Annotated in this window: 19 protein-coding genes and 3 pseudogenes; 10 read left to right on the top strand and 12 right to left on the bottom strand. The window is 56.9% G+C overall.

What is annotated here, in order from left to right; translation table 11 throughout:
- Positions 1 to 132: 132 nt before the first annotated feature.
- From M2416_RS10610 to M2416_RS10600, 3 genes are all read left to right on the top strand, one after another.
- Positions 133 to 1,008: an oxygenase MpaB family protein gene (locus tag M2416_RS10610; protein ID WP_041145445.1), complete on the top strand. Its 876-nt coding sequence runs from the start codon at positions 133 to 135 to the stop codon at positions 1,006 to 1,008.
- Positions 1,009 to 1,255: 247 nt separating this feature from the next.
- Complete coding sequence (locus tag M2416_RS10605; protein ID WP_259223774.1) at positions 1,256 to 2,173, top strand: bestrophin family protein; 918 nt, start codon at positions 1,256 to 1,258, stop codon at positions 2,171 to 2,173.
- Positions 2,174 to 2,398: 225 nt separating this feature from the next.
- On the top strand, positions 2,399 to 4,699 hold the full coding sequence (locus tag M2416_RS10600) for an FdhF/YdeP family oxidoreductase (RefSeq protein ID WP_259223773.1): 2,301 nt from the start codon (positions 2,399 to 2,401) through the stop codon (positions 4,697 to 4,699).
- Positions 4,700 to 4,747: 48 nt separating this feature from the next.
- Here M2416_RS10600 and M2416_RS10595 read toward each other — a convergent pair whose 3' ends face one another.
- Complete coding sequence (locus M2416_RS10595; protein ID WP_259223772.1) at positions 4,748 to 5,368, bottom strand: LysE family translocator; 621 nt, start codon at positions 5,366 to 5,368, stop codon at positions 4,748 to 4,750.
- Positions 5,369 to 5,448: 80 nt separating this feature from the next.
- The gene (locus tag M2416_RS10590; RefSeq protein ID WP_076947172.1) at positions 5,449 to 6,252 is read right to left on the bottom strand and encodes a helix-turn-helix transcriptional regulator; all 804 of its coding nucleotides are present in this window, start codon (positions 6,250 to 6,252) and stop codon (positions 5,449 to 5,451) included.
- Positions 6,253 to 6,454: 202 nt separating this feature from the next.
- Between M2416_RS10590 and M2416_RS10585 the strand changes: the two genes are divergently transcribed.
- Positions 6,455 to 7,336, top strand: a complete 882-nt coding sequence (locus M2416_RS10585; protein WP_076947171.1) for a LysR family transcriptional regulator — start codon at positions 6,455 to 6,457, stop codon at positions 7,334 to 7,336.
- 83 nt (positions 7,337 to 7,419) lie between these two features.
- Here the strand turns inward: M2416_RS10585 and M2416_RS10580 are convergent, their stop codons facing one another.
- Positions 7,420 to 7,878 carry a hypothetical protein gene (locus M2416_RS10580; protein ID WP_259223769.1) on the bottom strand — a complete coding sequence of 153 codons (459 nt, stop codon included), beginning with the start codon at positions 7,876 to 7,878 and terminating at the stop codon, positions 7,420 to 7,422.
- Positions 7,879 to 8,178: 300 nt separating this feature from the next.
- Positions 8,179 to 8,594: pseudogene (locus M2416_RS26925) on the bottom strand (DUF2931 family protein); the annotation flags it as partial.
- A gap of 324 nt (positions 8,595 to 8,918) precedes the next feature.
- On the opposite strand from M2416_RS26925, the gene M2416_RS10565 reads away from it, so the two are divergent.
- A complete protein-coding gene (locus tag M2416_RS10565) occupies positions 8,919 to 10,358 on the top strand; it encodes a colicin-like pore-forming protein (protein WP_259223766.1) in 1,440 nt (479 codons plus the stop codon).
- 687 nt (positions 10,359 to 11,045) lie between these two features.
- Positions 11,046 to 11,177, top strand: a pseudogene (xisR, locus tag M2416_RS26980) (excisionase family protein); the annotation flags it as partial.
- Between the two features lie 64 nt (positions 11,178 to 11,241).
- Here the strand turns inward: xisR and M2416_RS10560 are convergent.
- A complete protein-coding gene (locus M2416_RS10560; protein ID WP_259223765.1) occupies positions 11,242 to 11,802 on the bottom strand; it encodes a recombinase family protein in 561 nt (186 codons plus the stop codon).
- 163 nt (positions 11,803 to 11,965) lie between these two features.
- On the opposite strand from M2416_RS10560, the pseudogene M2416_RS10555 reads away from it, so the two are divergent.
- Positions 11,966 to 13,186: pseudogene (locus M2416_RS10555) on the top strand (DUF4158 domain-containing protein); the annotation flags it as partial.
- A 104-nt stretch (positions 13,187 to 13,290) separates the two neighbouring features.
- Here M2416_RS10555 and M2416_RS10550 read toward each other — a convergent pair.
- Positions 13,291 to 14,700: an MFS transporter gene (locus M2416_RS10550; RefSeq protein ID WP_041145450.1), complete on the bottom strand. Its 1,410-nt coding sequence runs from the start codon at positions 14,698 to 14,700 to the stop codon at positions 13,291 to 13,293.
- 175 nt (positions 14,701 to 14,875) lie between these two features.
- Here M2416_RS10550 and M2416_RS10545 point away from each other — a divergent pair, with 175 nt between their 5' ends.
- Positions 14,876 to 15,001 (top strand): hypothetical protein, encoded by a 126-nt coding sequence (locus M2416_RS10545; RefSeq protein ID WP_259223764.1) that lies wholly within the window; start codon positions 14,876 to 14,878, stop codon positions 14,999 to 15,001.
- A gap of 109 nt (positions 15,002 to 15,110) precedes the next feature.
- Here M2416_RS10545 and M2416_RS10540 read toward each other — a convergent pair whose 3' ends face one another.
- From M2416_RS10540 to M2416_RS10520, 5 genes are all read right to left on the bottom strand, one after another.
- The gene (locus M2416_RS10540) at positions 15,111 to 15,629 is read right to left on the bottom strand and encodes a ClbS/DfsB family four-helix bundle protein (RefSeq protein ID WP_076947167.1); all 519 of its coding nucleotides are present in this window, start codon (positions 15,627 to 15,629) and stop codon (positions 15,111 to 15,113) included.
- A gap of 124 nt (positions 15,630 to 15,753) precedes the next feature.
- A complete protein-coding gene (locus tag M2416_RS10535) occupies positions 15,754 to 16,776 on the bottom strand; it encodes an ABC transporter substrate-binding protein (protein ID WP_259223762.1) in 1,023 nt (340 codons plus the stop codon).
- 8 nt (positions 16,777 to 16,784) lie between these two features.
- Positions 16,785 to 18,902 carry a TonB-dependent receptor gene (locus tag M2416_RS10530; protein ID WP_259223761.1) on the bottom strand — a complete coding sequence of 706 codons (2,118 nt, stop codon included), beginning with the start codon at positions 18,900 to 18,902 and terminating at the stop codon, positions 16,785 to 16,787.
- 178 nt (positions 18,903 to 19,080) lie between these two features.
- Complete coding sequence (locus M2416_RS10525) at positions 19,081 to 19,923, bottom strand: MBL fold metallo-hydrolase (protein ID WP_259223759.1); 843 nt, start codon at positions 19,921 to 19,923, stop codon at positions 19,081 to 19,083.
- Complete coding sequence (locus M2416_RS10520; protein ID WP_076947163.1) at positions 19,910 to 20,452, bottom strand: sugar ABC transporter; 543 nt, start codon at positions 20,450 to 20,452, stop codon at positions 19,910 to 19,912. Before M2416_RS10520 ends, M2416_RS10525 begins: the two co-directional genes overlap by 14 nt.
- Positions 20,453 to 20,594: 142 nt before the next feature.
- On the opposite strand from M2416_RS10520, the gene M2416_RS10515 reads away from it, so the two are divergent.
- Positions 20,595 to 21,488 (top strand): LysR substrate-binding domain-containing protein, encoded by an 894-nt coding sequence (locus M2416_RS10515; RefSeq protein ID WP_259223756.1) that lies wholly within the window; start codon positions 20,595 to 20,597, stop codon positions 21,486 to 21,488.
- A 126-nt stretch (positions 21,489 to 21,614) separates the two neighbouring features.
- On the top strand, positions 21,615 to 22,640 hold the full coding sequence (gene zapE / locus M2416_RS10510; protein WP_259223755.1) for a cell division protein ZapE: 1,026 nt from the start codon (positions 21,615 to 21,617) through the stop codon (positions 22,638 to 22,640).
- A gap of 50 nt (positions 22,641 to 22,690) precedes the next feature.
- On the opposite strand, the gene katG is transcribed toward zapE, so the two are convergent.
- On the bottom strand, positions 22,691 to 24,868 hold the full coding sequence (gene katG / locus M2416_RS10505) for a catalase/peroxidase HPI (protein WP_259223753.1): 2,178 nt from the start codon (positions 24,866 to 24,868) through the stop codon (positions 22,691 to 22,693).
- Between the last annotated feature and the right edge of the window lie 159 nt (positions 24,869 to 25,027).

The following is a 25,027-nucleotide window of genomic DNA, read 5'->3' as shown; positions in this document are numbered from 1 at the left end:
CCCGGCTTGACGCCACCGCGTGCCCGCAGCCTGCGGGCACCGCGCGTTGTGCCTAAAAGCCGCTGCCGGCAAATGAGTCCGCCGCCAATTAATGGTATGTTTTGCCTGTGACGAAAAGGAGCAGGCACAGTAATGACCAGCATACGCGGTATGATTGAAGCGCAGGTATTGGGTTTAACCGGCATGGCGCTAAAAGAGATTGATTTTGAACGCCCGCTCGGCGAGCCCGGGCTGTTTGGCCCACGCTCGGCTATCTGGCCGGTGCACGGCGACTTTACCTCAATGCTCTGCGGCGGCATCAGCGCGCTGCTTCTGCAGATGCTCCACCCGCTGGCGCTGGCCGGCGTCTGGGATCACTCAAACTTCCGCGAAGACATCTTTGGCCGCCTGCGGCGCACCAGCCAGTTCATTTCTGCCACCACTTTTGGCACCACCGATGACGCCGAGCGGCTGATCGCGAAGATCAGGGGGATTCATCTGCGGGTCAGCGGGCAGGACCGCGACGGGACGCCGTACGCAGCCAGCGATCCGGCGCTATTAACCTGGGTACACGTGGCCGAGTGCAGCAGCTTTATGGCCTCGCATTTGCGCTACCGGCGAACGGTGGTGAGCGAGGCACGCCAGGCGCAGTATTTTGCCGAAGCCGGAGAGATTGCCCGCCGCCTCGGCGCGCGGGATATTCCGCTCACTCCGCGACAGGTAGCGGAGTATTTGCAGGATATGCGTCCGCGCCTGCGCTGCGACGAACGCACGTTGGAGGTCGCCCAGGTGCTGTTTGCTACCCGCCTGCCCGGGCGGCTGAGCCAGCCCGTGGGCCAGCTGATGATGCGCGCGGGGGTCGATCTGCTGCCGCCCTGGGCGCAGGAGATGCTCTCCCTCAGGATGAATCCCCTGCAGCGGCAGGCCACCCGCCTGGCGGTGCACGGCATTGCCCGCGTGCTGCGCGCCTCGGTGCGTAACGGTGCCTGGCACTGTGCGATGCGGCGGATGAACGGCGGCGTGCTGTAACCCTGCCGCCCGGTTAGCCCTGATAAAAGAGGGGGTAACCGATCCGGCGTTTTATTACCGTCGGGATCCGCGTATTGCCGGATAAATAAAAAGAGACCATAATTAACGGGCCATTAATCCCTCTCTTATTAGTGGTCAATAATTAACGCAATTAACGCATTGTCGTGTTAGTGCTCAATAAAATAAGCCAATGGCGTAATAGATAATATTAAGCCATGCGCAATGGCGCTCATCAGGAAGTAGTACAATGATTATCCGACCAGAACAACACTGGTTCCTTCGTCTGTTTGACTGGCACGGTTCGGTGCTGTCAAAAATAGTCTTTCGCCTGCTGCTCAACGTGCTGATGTCGATTATCGCGATTATTAGCTATCAGTGGTATGAACAGCTGGGGATCCATTTAACCGTTGCGCCGTTTAGCCTGCTGGGTATCGCCATCGCGATCTTTCTCGGCTTTCGCAACAGCGCCAGCTATAACCGCTTCGTTGAGGCGCGCAATCTGTGGGGAACGGTATTAATTGCCGAGCGCACGCTGATGCGCCAGCTGAAAAATATTCTGCCGGCCGCCGCAGAAACGCATAAAAAAATAGCCAGCTACCTGATTGCCTTTAGCTGGAGCCTGAAGCATCAGCTGCGAAAAACCGATCCCAGCGCCGATCTTTACCGCCTGCTGCCGCGCGATGCGGTGGCGGAAATTATCGCCAGCTCGATGCCGACTAACCGCATCCTGCTGCTGGTGGGGCATGAGCTAGGCCAGCTGCGCGAAGCGGGGAAGGTCAGCGACATCACCTACGGGCTGATGGACAATAAGCTGGACGAGCTGGCGCACGTGCTGGGCGGCTGCGAACGTTTAGCGACCACGCCGGTGCCATTTGCCTACACCCTGATTTTACAACGCACCGTCTACCTGTTCTGCACGCTGCTGCCGTTTGCGCTGGTCGGCGATTTGCACTACATGACGCCGTTTGTCTCGGTCTTTATCTCCTACACCTTTTTGTCATGGGATTCGCTGGCGGAAGAGCTGGAGGATCCGTTCGGCATTGCCGCCAACGATCTGCCGCTCAACGCAATGTGCAATACCATCGAGCGCAATCTGCTGGACATGACCGGACAGCATCCGCTGCCGGAAAAAGTTCAGCCCGACAGGTACTACAACCTGACCTGATCCCCGCCGCGCTGCTAATGTTAAATAAGTTAAATCTAATGCGTGATAGATAACATTGATTATACAGCTTCGGCCTCGATTGTTATTCTTTCGTTAACAAAACCCTCGCCGGCGGCGGATATTCGCCCCGCACCGGCGAGCGGCCAAAAACAGTGCCGATCGCTCTGATAAGGCGGTCTGACGCACGCATTTACCTGCTTATCGACGGTGCATTCAGGAGCTAGCATGAACAAGAAAAGACGCGCAGTGCCGGGGGTTCATCCCTATGACGGCCCGGCCGGCGGCTGGGGCGCGCTGAAAGCCACCGCCATCGCCGTTCGCACCCAGATGGATGCCCTCGATGCCCCGGCGACGCTGCTGCGCACCAACCAGCCGGACGGTTTCGACTGCCCGGGCTGCGCATGGCCGGACAAAGAGCACAAGTCGACCTTCCAGTTTTGCGAGAATGGCGCCAAGGCGGTGACCTGGGAAGCGACCAGCAAGCGCGTCACCGCCGAGTTTCTGGCGGCCAATACGGTCAGCTCCCTGCTGGCGAAAAGCGATTTTGAGCTCGAGGGCTACGGTCGCTTAACCGATCCGCTGGTCTACGATCGCGCCAGCGACACCCTGCGCCCGGTCTCCTGGGAGCGCGCCTTTGCGCGAATCGGCGAGATTGTCAGCGGCATGCAGCCGGATGAGGTCGAGTTTTACACCTCCGGCCGCGCCTCCAACGAAGCCGCCTGGCTGTTCCAGCTTTACGCCCGTGAGCTCGGCACCAACAACTTCCCTGACTGCTCCAATATGTGCCACGAGGCAACCAGCGTCGGGCTGCCGCAGTCGATTGGCATTGGCAAAGGGACGGTTTCGCTGGATGATTTTGAGCAAACCGAGCTGGTTATTTCCATCGGCCACAACCCGGGAACCAACCACCCGCGGATGATGGGTACCCTGCACGAGCTGTCGCGGCGCGGGGTGCCGATAATTGTCCTCAATCCGCTAAAAGAGCGGGCGCTGGAGCGTTTTGCCGACCCGCAGAACGTGATCGAAATGGCGACCTACAGCTCAACCAACATCGCCTCGACCTATTTCCAGGTCAAGGCCGGCGGCGACGCCGCGGCGCTGAAGGGCATTGCCAAGGCGCTGCTGCAGATGGATGACGATCTGGATAATGTCCTCGACAGCGCTTTTATTGCCGAACATACGCAGAACTTTCCCGCCTTTGCCGATGATTTGCGCCTGACCCGCTGGCACGACATCGAGCGCGAATCGGGCCTGACCCGCGACGACCTGCAGCGCGTCGCCGAGGCCTATGCTAAATCCAACGCCACCATCGTCACCTACGGCATGGGGATCACCCAGCATAACAAGGGCACCTCAAACGTGCGCCTGATCGCCGACCTGCTGCTGATGCGCGGCAATATTGGCAAACCGGGCGCCGGGATCTGTCCGCTGCGCGGGCACTCCAACGTGCAGGGCAACCGCACCGTTGGGATCACCGAAAAGCCGAGCGCCAGCTTCCTCGCCAGCCTGCAGCGTGAGTTCGGCTTTGTTCCGCCGCAGACGCATGGCCACGATGCGGTGAAGGCGCTGGAGGCGATGATTGCGGGCAAATCGAAGGCGCTGCTGTGCCTCGGCGGCAACTTTGCCGTCGCCATGCCCGATCGTCAGCAGGCCTTCCCGGCGATGCAGGGGCTGGAGCTGAGCGTACACGTTGGCACCAAGCTCAATCGCTCGCATCTGCTGGTGGCTAAAGAGACCTATATTCTGCCCTGTCTGGGACGAACCGAGCTCGACCTCCAGCAAAGCGGCCGCCAGTCGATTACCGTTGAGGATTCGATGTCGATGGTCCACGCCTCGTCGGGTAAGCTGAAGCCGGCCTCACCGCAGCTGCGCTCCGAGCCGGCGATTGTGGCCGGGATGGCGATGGCGACGCTGGCGAACACCAAAGTTGACTGGCTGGCGCTGGTGGCAAACTACGATCGCATCCGCGAGCTGATTGAACGCACCGTTCCCGGCTTTGAAAACTACAACCAGCGCATTCGTCATCCGGGCGGCTTCCGCATGCCGCTGCCGCCCACCGAGCGAGTCTGGCCGACGCCAACGGGCAAAGCGATGTTCTCGGTTTTCCACGGCGTTCATGAAAACGTGCAGGTGGACGGCGAGGACGTGATGCGCCTGGTGACGCTGCGCAGCCACGACCAGTACAACACCACGATTTATGCGCTCGATGACCGCTATCGCGGTGTCTTTGGCCGCCGCGACGTGCTGTTTATGAACGAGCAGGACATGGCAAATATGGGGCTGGAGCACGGCGACCGGGTAGATATCAGTACCGCGCTGCCGGACAGCCACCAGCGTCTTGAGGACATTACGCTGGTGGCCTACAGCATCGCGCCGGGCACCGTGGGCGCCTATTACCCGGAGGCTAACGTTCTGGTTCCGCTCAACTATCTTGATCAGGAGAGCGGGACGCCGTCCTACAAATCAGTACCGATTCGCCTGACCCTGCGCTCGAAAGAGATCCTCCCCGTCGCGGGCCTACGCTAACGCCTCCTGCACCTCGTCGTCGGTAGCCGCCGGCGGCGAGGCCCCGCATCAGCGCGGCGTCAGAATAAGCCTGATGCCTAGCGCCACAAAACCGACGGCAAAGGTCAGGTTCAAACCCCGAAGGATCGCCGGGCGGGTGAGGACGTGGCGGCGCATGGCGGCGGAAAAGGCGCCATAGAGCATAAACACCAGCAGGGTCATCAGCATGAAAATGGCGCTCAGCAGCAGCATATCTTCCGTCGGCGAGGGGGAATCGCTGCGTATAAACTGCGGTAAAAACGCCAGAAAAAAGAGCGGAAGCTTGGGATTAAGCAGGTTTATCAATACCGCGTGGGTGACGATTTTACCCGCGCTCCGCGCGGTGTCTGCCGCGTCGAGGCGCAGCGAGCCGCGCTGCCTGAGGGTTATCCACGCCAGATACAGCAGCCAGGCGACGCCGAGATAGCGCACGCCCTCAAACGCCAGCGGGCTGCCGTGGAGAATGGCCGCCAGTCCGGTTACCGCCGCCAGCATATGAGGAATAATCCCCAGCGTGCAGCCCAGTGCGGCGGCGTAGCTCATTCTGCTGCCGGCGGAGAGTCCGGTAGCAATGGTGTAGAGCGCCCCGGTGCCGGGGGCGACGACAACGATCAGGGAGGTAATAAGAAATTCAGGCGTGATAAGCGACATAGCATGCTCTTCGTTTGAGGGGAAAGAGCCTGAGTATTTCGCAGCGAAGCCGGCGCGTATTGAACAAAATTGCAGGCAGGCTAGCCGATTGCGGTGAGGTAGTATCCCGGCGTCATCCCGGACTGCTTCAGGAAGGCGCGGGTGAAGTGGCTCTGATCGGCGAAGCCCGCCATCAGCGCCGCTTCGGCCAGGCCGTTCCCCTCCGCCAGCAGCCTGCGGGCCAGCCGCACGCGGGACTGGATCAGATAGGCGTGCGGGGTGATCCCGGTTGCGCGGGCGAAGCCGCGTATCAGCTGGAAACGGCTGATACCGCAAAGCGCGGCGAGATGCTCGAGGGTTATCTTATTTTCCGGCGCATCGTCGAGATACTCTTTTGCCAGAGCGATGCCCGGCGAGCCGGGCTCTCCCGGCGGCTTCACCAGCAGGTGGCGGCGGGAGATCTGCATCAGGCAGAGAAGAAAGGCTTCCTCTACGGCGCCGCCGTCGGGGGACGCGGCGCGGATTTCGCTGAACATGCGCGCCATCAGCCCGTTCAGCCGAGGATCCTCAACCACCGGGCGCAGGATAATATCCTCCGCCTTTGCGCCCTCGGGGAGCGCCTGCTCAACTAAATGGGGATCGATATACAGCATCTGCCAGCCGCGAGGGCCGTGCAGCGGCGCGCCGTCGTGAATTTCGCCGGGGTTGACCATAATGACGTTGCCGGCAGCGGCGTCAACTTTGCCGATATGGCTCCACGAACGCTGGGCGCCGTGGGTAAACACGCCGATGCCAAACCGGTCGTGAGAGTGGCGGGAGAAGCTGTGCTCGGTCAATAGCGACAGCGCTTCGAGCCCGGCGACCGGAACTTTGTGCTGCTCAACCTGATGTACATAGCGCTTCACCTTACCCCCTCCGTTTACCGATAGCCCTGTACCCAGTTTGGCAGCCTCAGCCCTGAAATCAAGCGCGCGGGGCGTTTGGCGGCGCCGGCGGCGGGCATTTTTCGGCCTTAAAATAACATTTAGCTAACATATTTGGGCTACACTAGCGCTCTGTATCGCGCCGGCGCACCATTACGCGCGGGCGCAAATAAGTGGATCAATCATGGATATTAAACAGCTCAAGTACCTGATCGCCCTCGACCGGACCCGCCATTTTGGCCAGGCGGCGGCGGCCTGTCATATCACCCAGCCGACGCTCTCGATGCGCATTCGCAGCCTGGAAGAGGAGCTGAGTCTCGTGCTGATCCAGCGCGGGCAGCGCTTCGAGGGCTTTACTCCCGAAGGGGAACGCATTCTGGCGTGGGCGCGGGCGCTGCTCGCCGCCCACGACGGGCTGGAGGCGGAGGCGGCCATTTGCCGCGGGCAGATGGTTGGCCAGCTGCGGGTCGGCATGGTGCCGCTGGCCAGCCTCAACCCGATGCAGCTGATTAAGCCCCTGAGCGAGAAGTATCCCGAGCTGCAGTTTAGCCTGCTGTCGCTGACCTCGGAGCAGATTATCGATGGCGTGAGCCGTAACCAGCTCGACCTCGGGATCTGCTATCTGCACCACGTCGATAGTCAGCTTTTCAACGTGCAGTGGCTCCCGGCGACCCGGATGGGGCTGCTGCACGATAGGCGACACTTTCAGTTCGCTGCGGGGATCCCCGACTGGGAGACGCTGGCCGCATTGCCGCTCGGCTTTCTCACCAAAGGGATGTACTACCGCGAATCGATCGAAATGAGCTTTAAGGGCAAAGGGCTGACGCCGAAATACGTCTTTGAAAGCGACTCCACGTTCCAGATCATACAGGCGGTGCAGGCGGGCATCTGCTGCGCCATTATGCCGCTCAACAACGGTCTGGAGGCGCTGAGCGACAACCTGGAGATTATCCCGATAGCCGAAACGGCAGTGGATTCGATGCTGGCGCTGATTATGCGTAATCAAGAGCCGGTGTCGTCGCTGGCGGAAAAATGCTTTGCCGACGCGCAGGCGATATTTGGCTAATTCTTTAGCAGAATATAATGTATTAATTAACGCTCCGGGGAGGCTGGGGCGTTAATTAATATCATTGCAAAATCGTTGCGTAATTAATTACAGCCGTAGGCGACTATTCTGCCATAAAGATCCTGGAACGACTCTTGCGTCAGTACATCACCCCGCAGCACCGAAACGGTAAAATGAAAGAACGGCGTGAAGATGATATCCATGTCGTTATATTCTTGCTGGTTTAAACCGCAGGCTGCATACAGCCTGCCTGCCAGCGTTGTTGATGGGGAACGAGCGATATCGAGCAGCTTCCCCGTAGCGTCCGGAGACGAGGCAACCGTTCTTAGCGCCTGTTCCCCGGCGCTTTTATGCGCGATAAAGCCGTTATAACCGGTGGAAAAATACTGCGCGCTGGCGATCGTTTTTACAGCATCAGGTAATTCAATATTCGCGCTGACTGACGCAGCCGAGCAAGCTATTAATAGCGTAATAAGTAATCGTATAATGAGTCTTGATTTTTTAAGCATCGGGCTTGAGCCATAAATAATTTCATTGGACATCTATAGCACGTGAAAAAATAGCGATCAATGAATAGCGTTAATTATCCGTTCTGCCATTCATATTTATTAGGTCAGTGAATGTATGGTTTTTATTATATTGGTGGCGGAGGATTTTTTATAAATCAAGACACGGGGTTTGAGGGCCAATGGAACGAAAACGTACGCTAAGAAGCTAATTTATTGTTAATATTGATTTTTAAATTGCCAGAACTTAGCGAAATGAAAATTTACGCTATTGGATCCTGATTATGCAATCCTAAAAAAGGATCCTAGGTGGAGCTTTTTTACCGCTACCAACACCTACCCGCTGCCGTACGGATATTTTTTTCCTTTGATAAAATCCTTTATGTCCGGATCATACCCATAAGAAAAGTCACTCTGCGTAATCCCTTTACAGGCATCCAGTTTATTCCCGGACAGCGTGGTAATTTTTACCGGCTCAACCGGCAGGTTGTCGCCTCCCGCGCTGTTTTGAAGCCAGATACGGACTTTACCCTCTGGCGCCAGTCCAAACAGTAATGTTTTATACTAGGCCGTATTACCTCTTCTGTCCCTGCCGGTTGGAACCGACATTTTTCCCGAAGGGCCGATGAAAAGTTGATACGCGTCTCGTAGGTCTTTTTATCGATGATAGAATCCCAGCAGAACAGCATCTGTGCCGGTGGATGCCGGACCTTGTTGAACTGGATCCGCCTGTCATCCGTTCTGCTGTTCCAGGCCAGTAGGAGAGCAGACTATCACTGCTTGAGTGCTCTCAGGAAATGATGTGGCGGAAGTTATCTTAGTTGGTCCGGCAGCTACGCCAATCGCAATGTGGTTAGATATAAACTCGACAGTAACACATTTGTACGGTCTTTAATTTAAAATTAAAGCACATCAACGAAATAATATCTCGCTAGAATGGCATATATAACCATCATCACATTTTAGAAATAAACATGCTCTATCTGCTAAAGGAGAGAAATAAACAGGCTTGACTAAAAAATACACTTGCTATAGTTTTTAAATGATTTAACCGTAAACTTATAAGGGATATATATATGGCTTGGACTGGTTTCGGTGGAAGTTGGTCAGATGGTGTTCACAGCGGTGGAGACAGCTCCGGTAGTATTGGAGGCAGTAGTGGAGGTATGCGAGCACCTTCACCTGCCGATATTGCTTCTCAATTCAATAGTTACGGTGGAACACAAATTACAGCATCGCAAGTCTCGAATATTAAAAGTGACGGATCTGGGGGTTATACAGCGAATATACAGGGACAGAATAACACTGTTTCTTCTGAAACTGGCAGTCGAACTTCTAACACCGTGGGCGGATTTTCAGGTGTATTAACCTCTGCGGGCAAAGGAAGCAATAGCAGCGGATCAACAAGTTCAAACGATTCTGTTGCTCCAGGAGGATGGAGTATCAAACCAGGGGATTGGAGCAAATTACCGGATGAATTCGATACGACAGTTGATCAATTCAAATATAAAGTGAAATTAGATCAATTCGGTAAAGCTACTTCAGCTACACAAACAGCACCCCGCCCATATACAAAAGCTGAAAATTTGAAAGTTGCAGTCGCAAAATCACAGAATAAAAAACCCGGTGATTTATATCCAGAACTTGATTTTTCTAAAGGAGAACCAGAACGACAGGCCAAGGCAAAAAAAGAAGCTGAAACATCTTGGAAAACATTGCCCCCTAATATTAGAACTTTTGATGTTTATGTTGAAGGCTTTAGATACGCGGTGAAATTAAACGAGCAAGGAACAGTAATCTCAACTACTAAAATAGCTGATCGTCCCTACACGAAAGCTGAAAATCTCAAGGTAGCGGTGGCAAAAACAAATAAAAAGAAACCAGGAGAAATGTTCCCGGAGCTTGATTTTGCTAAGACAGATCCTGAGAGAAAGCAAAAAGCTTCACAAAGCGCACAGGATTTGTTCAGTTCTTTTCCAACTAATGCTATCAGCATAGCTTCCGATTTTTATAAAGCATTAACAGAAAAATTTGGGGATAAATTAACAAAGGAGTCTAAAGCGCTAGAGGCATTGGCAAAAGGTAAAAAATTACGAAATGCATCAGAAGCGATAGCTGCATATGATAAATATAAAGGTAACCTTAACAAAAAATTCAGCGTGGCTGACCGAAACGCAATTGCAAAAGCCCTAGAGTCATTAGACAAAGCCACGATGGCTGCACAGTTACAGAAATTTAGTAAGATGTTCGGTGTAGTTGGCGAAGCAATAGCTTGGGGAGCTTTTGTGAATGGGGTCGTAAAAGGTTTTCGAACAGGCAACTGGAACGATGCGATCATTTCTGGTGAAAAAATTTCAGCAACAAAACTTGCATCTTTATTAGTTGTTACTGCATATGCCGTCATAGCAACAACTCCAATCGGAATTATAGGTTTTTCGGCAATCCTCGCTATAACAGCTGCTTTGATTACAGACAAAGCGCTTGAGGATTTAAATAAATTCATCCTTAGCCTTTAATACGCAGAGCAAGAGATTACTTATCTCTTGCTCATTTTGTATAACATCAAAAAAAGCCCCAAAGGTAATGACAAAACTAAGCACAATGTGAAAACACCGTTATTCCAATACTGGAGAGGAATCTCTCTCTTTTTAATCCCACGGAAAAAATTCGCAACAAAAGGGAAAAACAAACTGCTTAATGTGAAATATGCAATCAATATTAGACTTTCCATTAAATTAAGGTTTGAGCTTACAAGAACTATAACAAACACAAGTATGTAGAAACATATACATAAAAAAAAGTCAGCAAGGTATTTGTTCATTACCATTCTCCTATTATCACAAAATCAATTATCCTTTCCCACAATATTATCATACCCACTTTACTGGTAGCCAGATTAATTGATGGAAGCATGAACAGGATTTTTATAAAGAGCGCTAGACATCACAAAACGCTTTCAATTCCAGACTGAGCATGGTCTCCGCGTAAAGGGTGAGAGTCTGGAAGTGGCTACCAGTTCCAGACTACTGATACCAAAAAATATGGAATGGCGACAGCGAATAGGACCGAGAAAGTCTTTAGAGTTTTAACTACTTATCGGGATTATTACTTTGACGCAACTGATAGCCAGTTATGAGCGGGCTATTGGGTGCGAAAGCACTGCTCCGTTATCCCTTTTGCCCGGCCACGCGCCGGGCTTCTTTTTGCCTGGAGACACCCATGCCTTAATCGTGCTCAACGACTGGGTAACATAAGAAAAGCTCGTCGAGATTACCGGCCTTCGCTCGGGAACTATCGAGGCAGCTCGTAAAAGGGGTTCCGTGCACGTTTCCCCGAAAAGTGCCACCTGACGTATAAAAAGTGATTTTTATCATTATCTTAACTTTAAAAAAACAGGTTCTACTGTGTGAGATTATCGTCTTCCAGTATTTTATATACCGTAGAGCGGGCGATGCTTAGCTCCCTGGCTATAGCTGTAGCACCATTACCTTCCTGACGAAGCGCAAGCACTGCGTTACGGTCGATAGTGCGCCTACGGCCAAACCTGATGCCTTTGAGCTTCGCCTCCTGCCGGCCTTCGTTGGTACGCTCCAGTATTCTGCGTCGTTCGGCCTCAGCGACGGCTGACAGGATGGTGACAACCATCTGCCCCATTTCACCGTCGGTGCTGATCCCGTCATCAATGAACCGGACTGCCACGCCCTGAGCGTCAAATGCCTTTATCAGCTGGATCATATCGGCTGTGTCGCGGCCAAGACGGTCGAGTTTCTTCACCAGAATGACATCCCCTTCCTCCACCTTCATTCGCAACAAATCCAGCCCTTCCCGATCAACAGAACTACCCGATGGCTTATCGGTATAGATACGGTTTGCTTTCACGCCAGCGTCTTTGAGCGTCCGGACCTGAATATCGAGAGACTGCTGACTGGTTGAGACCCGAGCGTAACCAAAAAGTCGCATAAAAATGTATCCTAAATCAAATATCGGACAATCCGTGTCTGTTATAACAAAAAAACGATTTAATGGACATACATATGGCGCTGATTTTGCGTGTCCGAGAATTTATAACATTTCGGACGGTTGCAAAGTTGTTAATTTATAACCATCAGGCAGGGAGGCTGGTATGCCCGTCGATTTTCTGACCACCGAGCAGGAACTGAATTATGGTCGCTACGTTGCGGGACCCAATGACGTGCAGCTGGCGCGCTATTTTCATCTTGATGAACGGGATCTTGCTTTCATTAACCAGCGGCGGGGAAGGCATAACCGGCTGGGAATAGCGCTTCAGCTTACCAGCGCCCGTTTTCTGGGCACCTTTCTGACAGATTTAACCCGGGTTCTGCCGGGTGTTCAGCAATTTGTTGCGGTGCAGCTTAATATCCGCCGTCCGGAAGTCCTTTCCCGTTACGCTGAACGGGATACCACACTCAGAGAGCATACTGCGCTGATTAAGGAATATTACGGTTACCATGAATTTGGCGATTTTCCCTGGTCTTTCCGCCTGAAGCGCCTGCTGTACACCCGGGCATGGCTCAGTAATGAGCGACCCGGCCTGATGTTTGATTTTGCCACCGCGTGGCTGCTTCAGAGTAAGGTCCTGCTGCCCGGAGCAACCACACTTGTTCGTCTCGTCAGTGAAATACGCGAACGGGCAAATCAGCGGCTGTGGAAGAAACTGGCCGCGTTGCCGGACAGCTGGCAGACCGCCCGCGTGACGGAACTGCTGGACATTCCTGAGGGGCAGAGAATTTCACCGCTGGAACAACTGAAAAAGGGACCAGTCACCGTCAGCGGCCCGGCATTTACAGAAGCGCTGAAGCGGTATGTCCGGCTGCGAAACCTTGAGTTTTCCCGGCTGAATTTTACCGGCCTGCCCGCTATACAGCTACGTAATCTGGCGCGTTACGCAGGTATGGCATCGGTAAAATATATCGCACGCATGCCAGAGCAAAGAAAACTGGCCGTACTCACAGCATTTGTTAAAGCTCAGGAAATAACAGCGCTGGATGAGGCCGTTGATGTGCTCGATATGCTGATACTGGACATCACCCGCGAGGCGAAGAAAACGGGGCAGAAAAAGCGGCTCAGGACGCTTAAAGATCTTGACCGTGCTGCGCTACTGCTGGCGCGAGCATGTTCATTGTTGCTGGATGAGCAGGCTGACGATGCTGAACTGAGGGAGACCATCTTTAGCTGCGTACCGAAAAGCAGGCTGGCAGAATCCGTCAGCAAGGTTAATGAACTTGCCCGCCCTCAGGACAATAACTTCCATGACGAAATGGTGGAGCAGTACGGCCGGGTTAAGCGTTTTCTTCCTGCGGTATTGCGGGACCTGCATTTTAAATAATGAATTATCTCCTTAACGTACGTTTTCGTTCCATTGGCCCTCAAACCCCGACACAGGCTTCGCCGTTGCCGCCGGAAGTGATCCGGCGGCAAGGCGTGTGGCTAGATTTTTTCGAGGCTGATACCGCGGGTTTTAGGCCCAAAAATACCGACCGAGAGCATCACCATCAGCATGCTGGCCACGATAAAGCTAATCACCCCCGGCGCACCGGCGTACTGCAGAATGATGCCGATCAGAATGCTGGTGATGGCCGTCGAGAGGCGGCTGAACGAGTAGCAGAAGCCGACCGCCCGGGCACGAATGTGGGTCGGGAACACCTCGGCCTGATAGGCGTGATAGCTGATGGTCAGCCAGGCGTTGGACCAGGTGATCATAAAGCCGCAGATAACCAGCATTACCGGACTATTTTGCAGGGCGAAAAGGGTGCCGAACACCACCGTCATCAGCGCGGAGAGGACGATCTGCCATTTGTTCTCGAAGCGGTGAACAAAGCGGGTGCAGAACAGGCAGCCAATCGGATAGGCGAGAGTAATGAAAAAGGCGTACAGCAGGCTGTGGGTTATGCTCGCGCCCTGGCCTGACAGCAGCGCCGGCAGCCAGTTGCCGAAGCCAAAAAAGCCGATCGCCTGGAAGAAGTTCATGACCATCAGCATGATGGTGCGTTTGCGATACTCCGGCGCCCAAATCTCCTTAAAGGTACCGGTCTGCGTTTTCGTTGTCCCGGCCTGGATCCGGTGCTGCGGCGAGGGGGCAATACCGCAGCGCTGCTCCATCTCACACATCACCGCATGGGCGTCGTCGTTGCGGCCTTTGACTTCCAGCCAGCGGGCCGATTCCGGCAGCTTCTTGCGAATGACCCAGATAACCAGCGAGCAGAGCGCGCCGAAGATAATGACCCAGCGCCAGCCGCTCAGGCCGAACAGGGTGATCGGCACCAGCATCCATGACATCAGCGCCACGGCGGGCACCGAGAGAAACTGAATGAAAAAGGCAAAGGCGAAAGCTTTGTTGCGCAGGTGGGTGGGCACCCATTCGCTTAAGTAGGTGTCGATGGTGACCAGCTCAATTCCGAGGCCAATGCCGACGAGGAAACGGAAGAAAATAACCCCCTCCGCGCTGCTCTGAAAGGCCATCAGCAGCGAGAATACGCCGTACCAGGCGAGCGCAAACATAAAGGTCAGGCGGCGGCCGAGCTTATCCGCCAGCGGCGCGAGGAGGCTGGCACCGATAAACAGGCCGAAAAAGGTCGCCGAGGCGAAGGCGGCCTGATCCGATATGCCGAAAATGCCCTGCTCGCCGACGTGAAAGATATTCTCCGCCAGCAGGCCGGTGCTGATGTACCCGGTCTGAAAAAGATCGTACAGCTCGAAGAAACCACCGAGCGCCAGCAGGGTGATAAATGACCACAGGCCGAAGGAGGCAGGCAGGGCATCGATGCGGCTGGTCAGGCTGGAGTGGGGCTGTCCTGCGGGGGCAAAGGGCGCATCCCCCAGAACGTGGGTGGTAGACATATTATTATTTTCCTCAGATAAAATGTTTGCCTGCTAATGTTAATTGATTGTTAATAGTATTAAATTTTTAATCGCCCGCTCTATATCCATTCTTCAGATGGATATCTGGTTAATTTTCTCAGGAGTTGTGGAATACGCTGGTTTTTCGCGAACGAGCGCCGTGGATTTGAATGAAATGACTAACGCGCCGCAGGAGCAGGTTCGAGTGGCGAAGATGAGAGAGGGGATTAGCGTCGCGAAGCGTATCAATGTCGTTATCGATGTCGTTATCAATGTCACTATCGATGACGCCCCGGCGTAACCGCCGCCGGCGGCGGACGGGGCGCGCTTTAGAGTAAGATCTACGACGGCGTTGGCCTGGCCGGCGACGGACGGGGGATGACTCCTCCGTACTCATTGCGCCCAGGCGTTTACTTTAAGCGGATATCATTCTCTTTCGCCCACTTTCTTAAGCGTCCGCAGGCATTCGCATAAGGTGACGACGTGTTAAATGAGATCATTCGCCCCATCGTCCATTTTGTGTACCAGGGTTTAGCGTACAACATGTCATCGCTGCGCTCATCAATCAGCTGGACTATCTCATTTTTTACCGTCTGCAGCTCAGCGATTAGCGAGTCGTAGCTTAAGCCCCTGTAGTCTGAGTAAAATTTTTGCGCCAGAAGGCCAAGCTGATTCCATTTATAGCCGGTCTCCGGAAAATCGACGGCGAGCCCTTTAGCATCAGAAACGATCCATTTTACGACCAGCGCATTCCAGCCCAGCAGGTACGAAACAAGGTCATGAACGCTCATCTGGCTGCCTTTGGCGTGCCCATCCATTGTGCGCTCTGCGGTAAGTTCTGCCGGTATGGCATGCAGGTAGCCGATTAATTTGTCGAAGTTTTTATCGATAGCGCTGAGTAATTCAGATTTTGTTTGCGGCACGCTCATAAAGAATTCCCTCTCACGTCAGGTTCGGTACACGCGCAAATAGTAGCGCTGAAAATGAGCCCAGGCGCACGCTGAGGTCACGCATTTGTCAATGCCGTACCTTTCTTTCCCCGGGCGCTGTGGCCTATTTTGCGTCCTCTCGCTGCGGAGGGCGCGCCTGCAGTATTCTGCGGGCCTCAGCTTCGCTCAGCGGATAGTCAAAAAAGCGCTGATAAAAGTCGCGGGTGACCGCGAGCATATCAATATCGGCGAAGCGCTGGGGCTGGAGCTGCTTTGCCGCCCACTGAATTTGCAGCGCGCTTTCGGTCCCGTAGCGATCCCAGGGGAAAACCCCCGCCGGGTTTTGCAGCACCCGGTGATTCTTGACCGCCCGCAGGGTGGAGAAGAGGTCACGATAGGCGGAGTGGGCTAAATCACCGCATCCTGCGCCAAGGATAATCACATCCGGCTGCCAGGCCAGCACCTTTTCCGGCGAAATCTCCTGCATATTGCCTTCGATCCCGACGGCCGCGTTCTGCCCGCCGGCCAGGCGGATCCAGGTGTCGATCAGCGTATGACCGCCGTCGACCTTTAGCGGCTTCAGCGACTGGATATGCAGCACGCGCGGGCGTTCGGCGTCGCTCAGTGCGGCGGTGCGCTGGCCGATACGCGTGATAGCCTGCTGTAAATAGCGGTTGTAGGCCTCGGCTCTGGCCAGCGCCTGCCGCGTCCCGAGCACCTCGGCGGTGGTGGTGACGGAACGCGCCAGCGACGGGTAATCGGTAAAGCTCATCTCCATGACCGGCAGACCGGCCTGGCGGTACGCTTCGGCATCGCCGTTGCCCCGGGCGACAAACACCACCTCGGCCCCGCGCGCCAGCAGCGCCTCGCTGGTGAAGTGCGGGCCGCGGCTGATAAGCGCCTGGTTGAGGCGGGGAGTGAGGTGAAACATCCACGGGCGGCTGTCCGGTCGATTTACCGTCGCAACGATGGTATCGCCCGCGCCGAGGGTCATCAGCAGCGAGTGGTGGGCAAACCACCCCTCGGCGATACGATCAACGCGATCCGGCAGCGTGACGCTACGCCCGGCGTCGTCCGTCAACTGGCGGCTGGCGAGAGCCGGAAACGCGAGCCAGGCGCAGAGTACGGCGGCAGCGATTTTTTTCATGATGATCCTTAGAAATCAAACTGTACCGAGGCCGTCGCTTCGCGCGGCGCGCCGATCTGCGCGCTGGCGTAGCCGGCGCCGGTGTAGCCGGTAAGGGCGCCCGGAACGATATTGGTCCAGTAGCGGCGGTTGGTCACGTTAGTGACTGCTAACCGGAAGGTGGTGTCGGTGCCGAACAGCCGGGTGCGGTAATTACTGCCGACATCCACGGTGGTATAGCTGCCGACCCAGCCGTCGTTGGCGCTATCGGTGGCCCGGCGGCCGACGTAGCGAACGTTGCTGTTCATGTCCAGCCCCGGAAGCGCATCGATGCTGTAAATCACCAGCATATTGGCGGTGAAGCGAGGCAGGCCGACCACCTGTTTGCCGTCAGCGCTGGCGGTATTGTGCAGGCGCGGGTCGAGCCAGGTGCCGCCGCCGAACACGCGCAGAGCGGGCGTGATGCGGCCATCGGCCATCAGCTCCAGCCCGCGGTTTTTCTGCGTTCCGTCTTCGGCGAAATCACCGCTGTCGTTGGTGTAGGCAAACGGGCGCTCGGCCTGGAACAGCGCCGAGGTGAGCAGCAGATCGTTATGCACCGCGTACTTGGCCCCGGCTTCAAGCTGGCGGCTGCGGTAGGGATTGAGAACCTCGCCGGCGTTATTGGCGCCGGCCGGGGCGGTGTCGCCCTGCTGCATGCTGTTGGCCCAGGTGGTGTAGAGCGTCAGATTATCGACCGGCTTATACATCAGGCTGGCGGATCCGCTGGTACCGCGGTCATCGTGGCTGCTGCTGCGCTGGCTGCTCTTGCCGTAGTTGTCGACGCTAAACAGGCTTTCGCTGCCGGAGAGCAGCAGGCTCCACTGCGGGCTGAAGGTCAGGGTATCGTTGAGCAGAAAGACGTGCTGGGTGGTGGTCGCTGAATGATAGCGATCGGTGAAGTCCGGGTAATCCGGGCGCTCGTAGTCAGGGCTGTCGTCGAGGGTCGAGCTGCCGAGCTTTTGCGTCCCGCCATCGCGGGGGTTGTAGTTCTTCCACACGAAGCCGCGTACCCCCATCGCCAGGTCATGCTGCAGCCAGCCGGTGTCAACGCTGCCGGTCAGGTTGGCGAGATAGCTATTGATGGTAAAGCGGCTGGCGGCGGAGTTTGCGGTGGTGGTGGTATAGCTGCCGTTATTATCGGTTAAGGTGTTGGTGACGGTGGTGGATTCGCGATCCGCAATCTGGCGCAGGACGCCAACGTCCAGCAGCCAGTTGCCGTCAAAGTCGTGTTTGATATGCAGGCTGCCGGTGGTCGTGGCGTCGTCGTTGCCGGCGTAATACTGGCCGTACTTGCTTTTGGTCGGATCAAGCGGCGACGGGAAACGGGTGCCTTTGGCTAAAGCAAAGGAGCCGGGCAGTCCCTTTTGATAAAAGTGATAGTAGCTAAAATTGCTCTCCAGAACCGTCTGGTCGGTGAGCTGAAAATCGAGCGCCAGACCCGCGTACTGGTTGCGTTGACGGCTGCCGTGGGTGTAGCCGTTGCCGTCCTGGCTCATCAGGTTCAGGCGATATTTTACCCGGTCACCGGCGTCCAGCGGGCCGCTGAGATCCAGCGCGGCGTTGGGGCCGGAGCCGGTTCCGCCGCCCACCGTGACACGCCGCAGCGGCACGTCGGTGGCGCGCTTAGAGACGAGGTTAAACATGCCCGCCGGATTTGCCGGGCCGTACAGCGCGCCGGCCATCCCGCTCAGGACCTCAACGCGCTGAAACTGCTCGGCCGGGTACTCGGTGGTGGAGACTACGTTCAGTCCGTCGATGGTGCTGTTCTGCACCACGCTGCCCTGCATGCCGCGGGTCTGCGGACGAACGCCATCGCCCTGAACCGAGGGCAGGTAGCGATAGATATCCTTCACGCTGCCGGCCTGGACCTGGCGGGTGAGCGAATCCGACAGAGTTTGTACCGACCACGGGACGTCAAGCAGCCTGCGTTTACCGAGGCTGCCAAGCGTCGCCTGCTGTTCGGCGGCGGGCGTGGCGTTATCCAGCGTTTCGGTCGGTGTAGCAGCGGTGACGACCATGGTTTCTGCGGCCTGAAGCGGCAGGGTCATCAGCAGAGAGGAACAGGGGATCATCCCGGTTAATAGAACGAGTTTATATGAGCGCATTGATTTAATTTCAGACGAATGAAAACGGAATGAGGCAGGAAAGATCTCGCCTCTGTCTGAAGGGTACGGTTTTTATTTGTATGACAAAAAAATAGAACCATTCGCTATATATGTCAATATATAACGAATGGTTTCTTTACTTAATAAAAACGAGGCCGGGCAGAATGTCGCCCGATTTTCAGGCCTGCTGATAGACCATTCGGTAACCGTCGTCGACGGCCTTAAGCCGGGCAAAGCCGGCGCTGGCGAGGTGCATGCCGGCAATCAGCCACTGCTCGCCTGCCGCCTGCGCCAGAATACGTCTCCGGGTCTCTGCCGCCTCGGCGGGGTCGGCGTCAAAGGCGACTGCGACGGCCGGCAGGGCCGACTGAATATGCGGGAAATGCACAATGTCGCCCCAGATCAGCAGGGGTTTATCGCCGGCAGCGATACGAAATCCGCTGTGACCCGGCGTGTGCCCGGGCAGCCAGACCGGGCGAATGCCGGGGAGTACCTCATCGTCCGTTAGCAGGTTTACCCGCTCCTCATAGGCCGCAAGGGTGCGGCGAAACAGCGCGAAGTTACCCTGAACCCGCTCGCTGGCCCGCATCATCAGAACGTCATCCTGCCAGTATGCGATCTCGCGGGGGTGCAGATAGAGCCGCGCATTTTTATAGACGGCTTCGCCGTCGGCATCGAGCAGTCCGCCAATATGGTCGGGGTGACCGTGCGTCAGCAGGATCGTATCGACGTCGGCTGGCGCGATGCCCAACTGGCGAAGGCGCGCGGGGAGTTGACCTCCGGCGTTATTCCGACCGCCGGTGCCGGAATCGACGAGGATCGTGCGCCCTCGGCCGCGGATCAGATAGGCGTTGATATGCAACGCCTGCGGGTCAGCTACCCCGGCCGCGCGCTGCCTTTCGTCCGCTTCTGCCGGATCAATGCCGGAGAGGATGCCGAGGCTGACGGACATATTCCCGTCGCTCAACGCGGTCACCTGATAATCGCCAACCCGACGACTGATGGGTTTAATTATGCTCATGAATGCCTCCTTGTTGGGGATACAGCTGGTCGGTTATCGGCCGATACAGGCAGATATCCGCCGCAGCGGCGAGCAGGCGGGCTTTGTCTGCCGGAATCACGTATGCCAGCCGGTCTTCAGAGGCGCTATCCAGACCGGCGGCCCGCAGCAGCCACGGCCGGTAGCCCAGCTCGTGGTCAATAAAGTCGAGGGGTTGCCCGGTGAGCAGCAGGATCTGCTCTGCGGCCACCGCCGGAGCTGGCTCCGCACACTGATAAAGACCACGACGCCAGTCGCCGATGTTGGCCTGCCACTGCGCAAAGCTACCGCCGCCCTTGAGGCGGTACTCCGCGCCGGCGAGGACCGCGGCATCGCGAACGGTGTGAATGGCCAGCCAGGCCGGGCAGCCCGGGGTGAGGGCCCTGAAGCGCTGGGAGGTGCTGAAGCCGTCAACGCTCAGCAGCGCCGGGAGCTTCACCCGGGTGTAAAAATCATTCCATTCGGCTTCGCTGGTCGGGTCGGTATAGGTGCATTCAACGGTATAAAGCATAAACGGGCCTCTGCATGAAGGTGAACAGCGCATTGCTGATATTTCATCATGTTACTGGCTGTATTTAGCCGCCTGAATCGATATTATCTCATCGTGTAGTGACATTTCGTCACTAAAGGTACTCATATCCAGGGGCGCTATCATGCGAAGAAAACTGCCCAGCAGCGCGTCGTTACAGGCGTTTGAAGCGGCGGCAAGGCACGGTAATTTTGCCCGCGCGGCGGAGGAGCTCTCCCTGACCGAAGGCGCCGTCAGCCGGCAGATTGGGCGACTTGAGGCCCTGCTGAACTGCCGATTATTCGACCGCACCGGAACCCGCGTGCGGCTGAACCCGAACGGCGCGCGCTACGCCCACCGCGTGCGCGAAACGCTTGAGCGCCTCGACCGGGACACCCAGTACCTGACGGGAATGGCCGATGGCAGCCGTAGCCTCGAAATCGCCGTGCTGCCGACCTTCGCCAGCCGCTGGCTGATCCCGCGCCTCAGCGGTTTTAACTGCCGGTACCCGGATATCACGCTGAATATTGCGGCCCATACGGACCCCTTTATTCTGACCGGCAGCGGGTTTGACGCGGCGGTTCATTTTGAGCACCCGGCGTGGGCCGGAATGCGTATCCGCTTTCTGCTCCAGGAAAAGCTGGTCCCGGTGTGCCATCCCTCGCTGCTGACCGCGCGGGACAGCGGCGAGCAGCTGAACGCGCTGCCGCGTATTCACCGACGGCAAAATCCGGATGCGTGGCAGCGCTACGCCGAGGAGAGCGGCATCGCGCTGGACAATCCGTCCCGGGGCGTGCGCTACGATCTGCATGAAATGGCCATCTCCGCCGTGCAGGCCGGGCTTGGCGTTGCGCTGCTGCCGCAGGTGTACGTCGAAAACGAGCTCAGCAGCGGGGCGCTGGTTGCCCCCTGGCCGGTTTCCGCGCGGCTGAACAAAAATTTCTGCCTGGTCAAGCCGGTTGAAACGGGGATTAACGAGAGCGCATTAGAGGATTTTGAGCGCTGGCTGGTGGCGGAAATCAGCGGCGAACCGGCATAGCGGACGCCGTTTTTTGCCGCCGGTGCGGTTAACGCTCTCCGGCTGGCCTGGGTGTGGTCAAGGCAAGCAATTGTCCCTACACTGCCGTCGTTGAACCACCGCCGCTGACCCAGAAAGGAGAGAATCATGACGCAAGGAAAGAGCGATTTTAGTTTTATCGCGCTGATGGCGCAGCGGGCTCGGGAGCTGGCTCTGAGCCTTGATAGCGACCAGCAGGCGCTGGTTGCGCAGCTTGATGCGCTGGGGCAGAGGCTGCTGGCGCAAAGCGCCGCTCCCGGCAAAGGGCTTTACGTCTGGGGGCGCACCGGGCGCGGCAAAAGCCTGCTCGTCGATAGCTTCTTTGCTGGCCTGCCGCTGGCGGCTAAGCGCCGGGTGCACTTCCACTCTTTTTTTCGCGAACTGCATCAGCGCCTGAACGCGCCCACCTCGCCGTCGCTGCCTGCGGTTATCGCGCAGATGACCGACGGCTGCCGACTGATCTGTTTTGACGAGTTCCATCTCCACGATCCGGCGGACGCGATGCTGGTTAAGCCGCTGCTGGCGCAGCTGTTTCAGCGCGGCGTCGTCCTGATGGCAACCTCCAACTACCCTCCGGAACGGCTGCTGGAAGATCCGCTATACCATGCGCGCTTTTTGCCTTCGATTGCGTTAATTAAACAGCATATGACGGTAGTCGCGCTCGACGGTGAAGAGGACTACCGGGCGCGCCACGCGCCGGCGGAGAGCCCGTTTTGCCAGGGGCTGCTGCTGATCCAGCCGTCGGACCACACCCGCAGGCGGCATGCTTTACCCGAGCCCGCCGCCAGGGCGCTGACGCTGCCGGTCGGGTATCGCACCCTTGAGGTGGCCTCCGCGCCGGCGGCTTTTTTACATTTTACCTTCAGCCAGCTGTGCCAGGGCCCGACGTCGGTGATGGACTACCTGACGCTGTGCGAAAGCCATTCCTGCTGGCTGCTGGACGCGGTACCGCCTTTAGGTCACGCGGGACCGGCGGCGCAGCAGCGGTTTATCAACCTGGTGGATGTGCTCTATGAGAAGCAGTGTCGGCTGGTGCTGGTGAGCGAATGCGGATTACCCGAGCTGGTCGCGGGAGTTGAGCGGGAAGATATTCAGCGAACCTACAGTCGGCTGCAGCAGCTGCAGCAAGGATAGGGCGGGAAGGGAGAAGCCCCGGCGGGCGAGAAGCCTGCCGGGGTGGGAGATTACAGATCGAAACGGTCGAGGTTCATCACTTTGGTCCAGGCCGCCACGAAGTCGGTGACCAGCTTCTGCTGCGCATCCTGGCTGGCGTAAACTTCTGCCAGCGCGCGCAGCACCGAGTTGGAACCAAACACCAGGTCGGCGCGGGTGGCGGTAAATTTGCTCTCGCCGCTCTTACGATCGCGGCCTTCAAACAGTTCACCGCTTTCGTCGGTGGCTTTCCAGACCGTCGCCATGCTCAGCAGGTTGACGAAGAAGTCGTTGCTGAGAACGCCCCGGCGGTCGGTGAAGACGCCGTGCTGGCTGCCGTCAAAGTTGGCCCCCAGCACGCGTAAACCCCCGACCAGCACGGTAAGCTCCGGCGCGGTCAGCGTCAGCTGCTGGGCTTTGTCCAGCAGCAGCGTCTCGGTAGACACGCCCCCTTCAATGCGGCGATAGTTGCGGAAACCATCCGCCAGCGGCTCCAGTAAAGCGACGGATTCGATATCGGTCTGATCTTGACCGGCGTCCACGCGGCCCGGCGCAAACGGCACGGTGACCGATACGCCAGCGGCAGCGGCGGCCTGCTCAACGCCGACCGAGCCTGCCAGCACGATAATATCGGCCAGCGATGCTTTACCGGAGGCTTTTTGAATTGCCTGCAGGGTTGGCAGAACCTTCGCCGCGATGGCGTTGACCGGCCAGTCTTTCTGCGGCGCCAGCGCCAGACGCGCGCCGTTGGCTCCGCCGCGCTTATCTCCGCCGCGGAAGGTGGAAGCCGAAGCCCAGGCAACGGAAACCAGTTCGCTCACCGACAGGCCCGCATCGGCGATGGCGGTTTTCAGGGTGGCTATATCCGCCTCGCTCGGGCTGTGGACAGCAGCCGGGAGCGGGTCCTGCCAGATCAGATCTTCTTTCGGGACTTCCGGTCCGAGGTAGCGGGATTTTGGCCCCATATCGCGGTGAATCAGCTTGAACCAGGCGCGGGCAAAGGCTTCGTTAAACGCCTGCGGATCGTTGAGGAAGCGGCGGGAAATCTTATCGAATTCCGGGTCAAAGCGCAGCGTCAGGTCGGTAACCAGCATCGTTGGCTTACGCTTTTTCTCCGGGTCAAACGGGTCGGGGATCAGGTCCGGTGCGTCTTTGGCTTCAAACTGAATGGCGCCAGCCGGGCTGCGGGTCTGTACCCACTCATATTTGTAGAGGTTTTCGAAGAAGTAGTTGCTCCACTGGGTCGGCGTCTGGGTCCAGACAACCTCAAGGCCCGAGGTGATAGCGTCCGCCCCAGCACCGCTGCCGTAGGTGCTGGACCAGCCGAGACCCTGAGCCTCAATGCCGGCGGCTTCCGGCTCGGCGCCTACGTGGCTGGTGACCGCCGCGCCGTGGGTTTTACCCAGCGTATGGCCGCCGGCAATCAGGGCCACGATCTCTTCATCGTCCATCCCCATGTTGCCAAAGGTGGCGCGAATCGCCGACGCCGCGGAGAGCGGCTCGCCGCTGGCGTTCGGGCCTTCCGGGTTGACGTAAATCAGGCCCATTTCGGTGGCGCCCAGCGGCTGCTGCGCCAGGCTTTCCGGATGACGGTGCTCAAGCCAGGCTTTTTCATGACCCCAGTCAACGTCGAGGTCCGGTTCCCACACGTCTTCACGTCCGGCGCCGAAGCCGAAGGTTCGGAAACCGGCATTTTCCAACGCCACGTTCCCCGCCAGCATGTAGAGGTCGGCCCAGGAGATTTTCTGGCCATATTTTTGTTTGACCGGCCACAGCAGGCGGCGGGCCTTATCCAGGCTGACGTTGTCCGGCCAGGAGTTCAGCGGGGCGAAACGCTGCTGACCGCGGCCGCTGCCGCCGCGCCCGTCAACGGTACGGTAGGTACCGGCACCGTGCCAGGCCATACGAATAAACAGCCCAATGTAGCTGCCCCAGTCTGCCGGCCACCACTCCTGGGAGTCGGTTAGCAGGGCTCTCAGGTCGGCTTTTAGCGCGGAGTAATCGAGCTTTTTAAACTCTTCCCGGTAGTTAAATTCTTCACCCAGCGGATTCGAGCGGCTGGAGTGCTGGTTCAGCAGATCCACACGCAGCTGGTTTGGCCACCAGTCTCGGTTAGCTGTGCCGCCGCCGGCGCTTTGCGTGGGCGCCGCGGTATGAAAAGGACACTTCCCTGCGGACGCGTTGTTAGATGAATCGTTAGACGTGCTCATATCAGGCTCCGTTTACTTTTGTGAATGCCATTACGATATACACTGCTTTCAATAAGTGATACTCGAATAAATCTACGGAATTAATAGTTATATCCTTTTAACAGCGGGTGATAAAGAAATCCATATGTTATTTGTGGTTAAGCTCCGAAATACGTAAAA

Origin of the sequence: Klebsiella sp. BIGb0132 (assembly GCF_024810075.1) — a bacterium.
GTDB lineage: Bacteria > Pseudomonadota > Gammaproteobacteria > Enterobacterales > Enterobacteriaceae > Klebsiella > Klebsiella terrigena.
The sequence above is the reverse complement of the archived record's forward strand: the minus strand, read 5'-3'. Positions and strand labels throughout refer to the sequence as shown.

What these genes read in the sequence shown, in the direction of transcription:
- M2416_RS10610 (WP_041145445.1), top strand. Translation starts at nt 133, where the DNA reads ATGACCAGCATACGCGGTATGATTGAAGCGCAGGTATTGGGTTTAACC.
- M2416_RS10605 (WP_259223774.1), top strand. Translation starts at nt 1,256, where the DNA reads ATGATTATCCGACCAGAACAACACTGGTTCCTTCGTCTGTTTGACTGG.
- M2416_RS10600 (WP_259223773.1), top strand. Translation starts at nt 2,399, where the DNA reads ATGAACAAGAAAAGACGCGCAGTGCCGGGGGTTCATCCCTATGACGGC.
- M2416_RS10595 (WP_259223772.1), bottom strand. Translation starts at nt 5,368, where the DNA reads ATGTCGCTTATCACGCCTGAATTTCTTATTACCTCCCTGATCGTTGTC.
- M2416_RS10585 (WP_076947171.1), top strand. Translation starts at nt 6,455, where the DNA reads ATGGATATTAAACAGCTCAAGTACCTGATCGCCCTCGACCGGACCCGC.
- M2416_RS10580 (WP_259223769.1), bottom strand. Translation starts at nt 7,878, where the DNA reads ATGTCCAATGAAATTATTTATGGCTCAAGCCCGATGCTTAAAAAATCA.
- M2416_RS10565 (WP_259223766.1), top strand. Translation starts at nt 8,919, where the DNA reads ATGGCTTGGACTGGTTTCGGTGGAAGTTGGTCAGATGGTGTTCACAGC.
- M2416_RS10560 (WP_259223765.1), bottom strand. Translation starts at nt 11,802, where the DNA reads ATGCGACTTTTTGGTTACGCTCGGGTCTCAACCAGTCAGCAGTCTCTC.
- M2416_RS10550 (WP_041145450.1), bottom strand. Translation starts at nt 14,700, where the DNA reads ATGTCTACCACCCACGTTCTGGGGGATGCGCCCTTTGCCCCCGCAGGA.
- M2416_RS10545 (WP_259223764.1), top strand. Translation starts at nt 14,876, where the DNA reads ATGACTAACGCGCCGCAGGAGCAGGTTCGAGTGGCGAAGATGAGAGAG.
- M2416_RS10540 (WP_076947167.1), bottom strand. Translation starts at nt 15,629, where the DNA reads ATGAGCGTGCCGCAAACAAAATCTGAATTACTCAGCGCTATCGATAAA.
- M2416_RS10535 (WP_259223762.1), bottom strand. Translation starts at nt 16,776, where the DNA reads ATGAAAAAAATCGCTGCCGCCGTACTCTGCGCCTGGCTCGCGTTTCCG.
- M2416_RS10530 (WP_259223761.1), bottom strand. Translation starts at nt 18,902, where the DNA reads ATGCGCTCATATAAACTCGTTCTATTAACCGGGATGATCCCCTGTTCC.
- M2416_RS10525 (WP_259223759.1), bottom strand. Translation starts at nt 19,923, where the DNA reads ATGAGCATAATTAAACCCATCAGTCGTCGGGTTGGCGATTATCAGGTG.
- M2416_RS10520 (WP_076947163.1), bottom strand. Translation starts at nt 20,452, where the DNA reads ATGCTTTATACCGTTGAATGCACCTATACCGACCCGACCAGCGAAGCC.
- M2416_RS10515 (WP_259223756.1), top strand. Translation starts at nt 20,595, where the DNA reads ATGCGAAGAAAACTGCCCAGCAGCGCGTCGTTACAGGCGTTTGAAGCG.
- zapE (WP_259223755.1), top strand. Translation starts at nt 21,615, where the DNA reads ATGACGCAAGGAAAGAGCGATTTTAGTTTTATCGCGCTGATGGCGCAG.
- katG (WP_259223753.1), bottom strand. Translation starts at nt 24,868, where the DNA reads ATGAGCACGTCTAACGATTCATCTAACAACGCGTCCGCAGGGAAGTGT.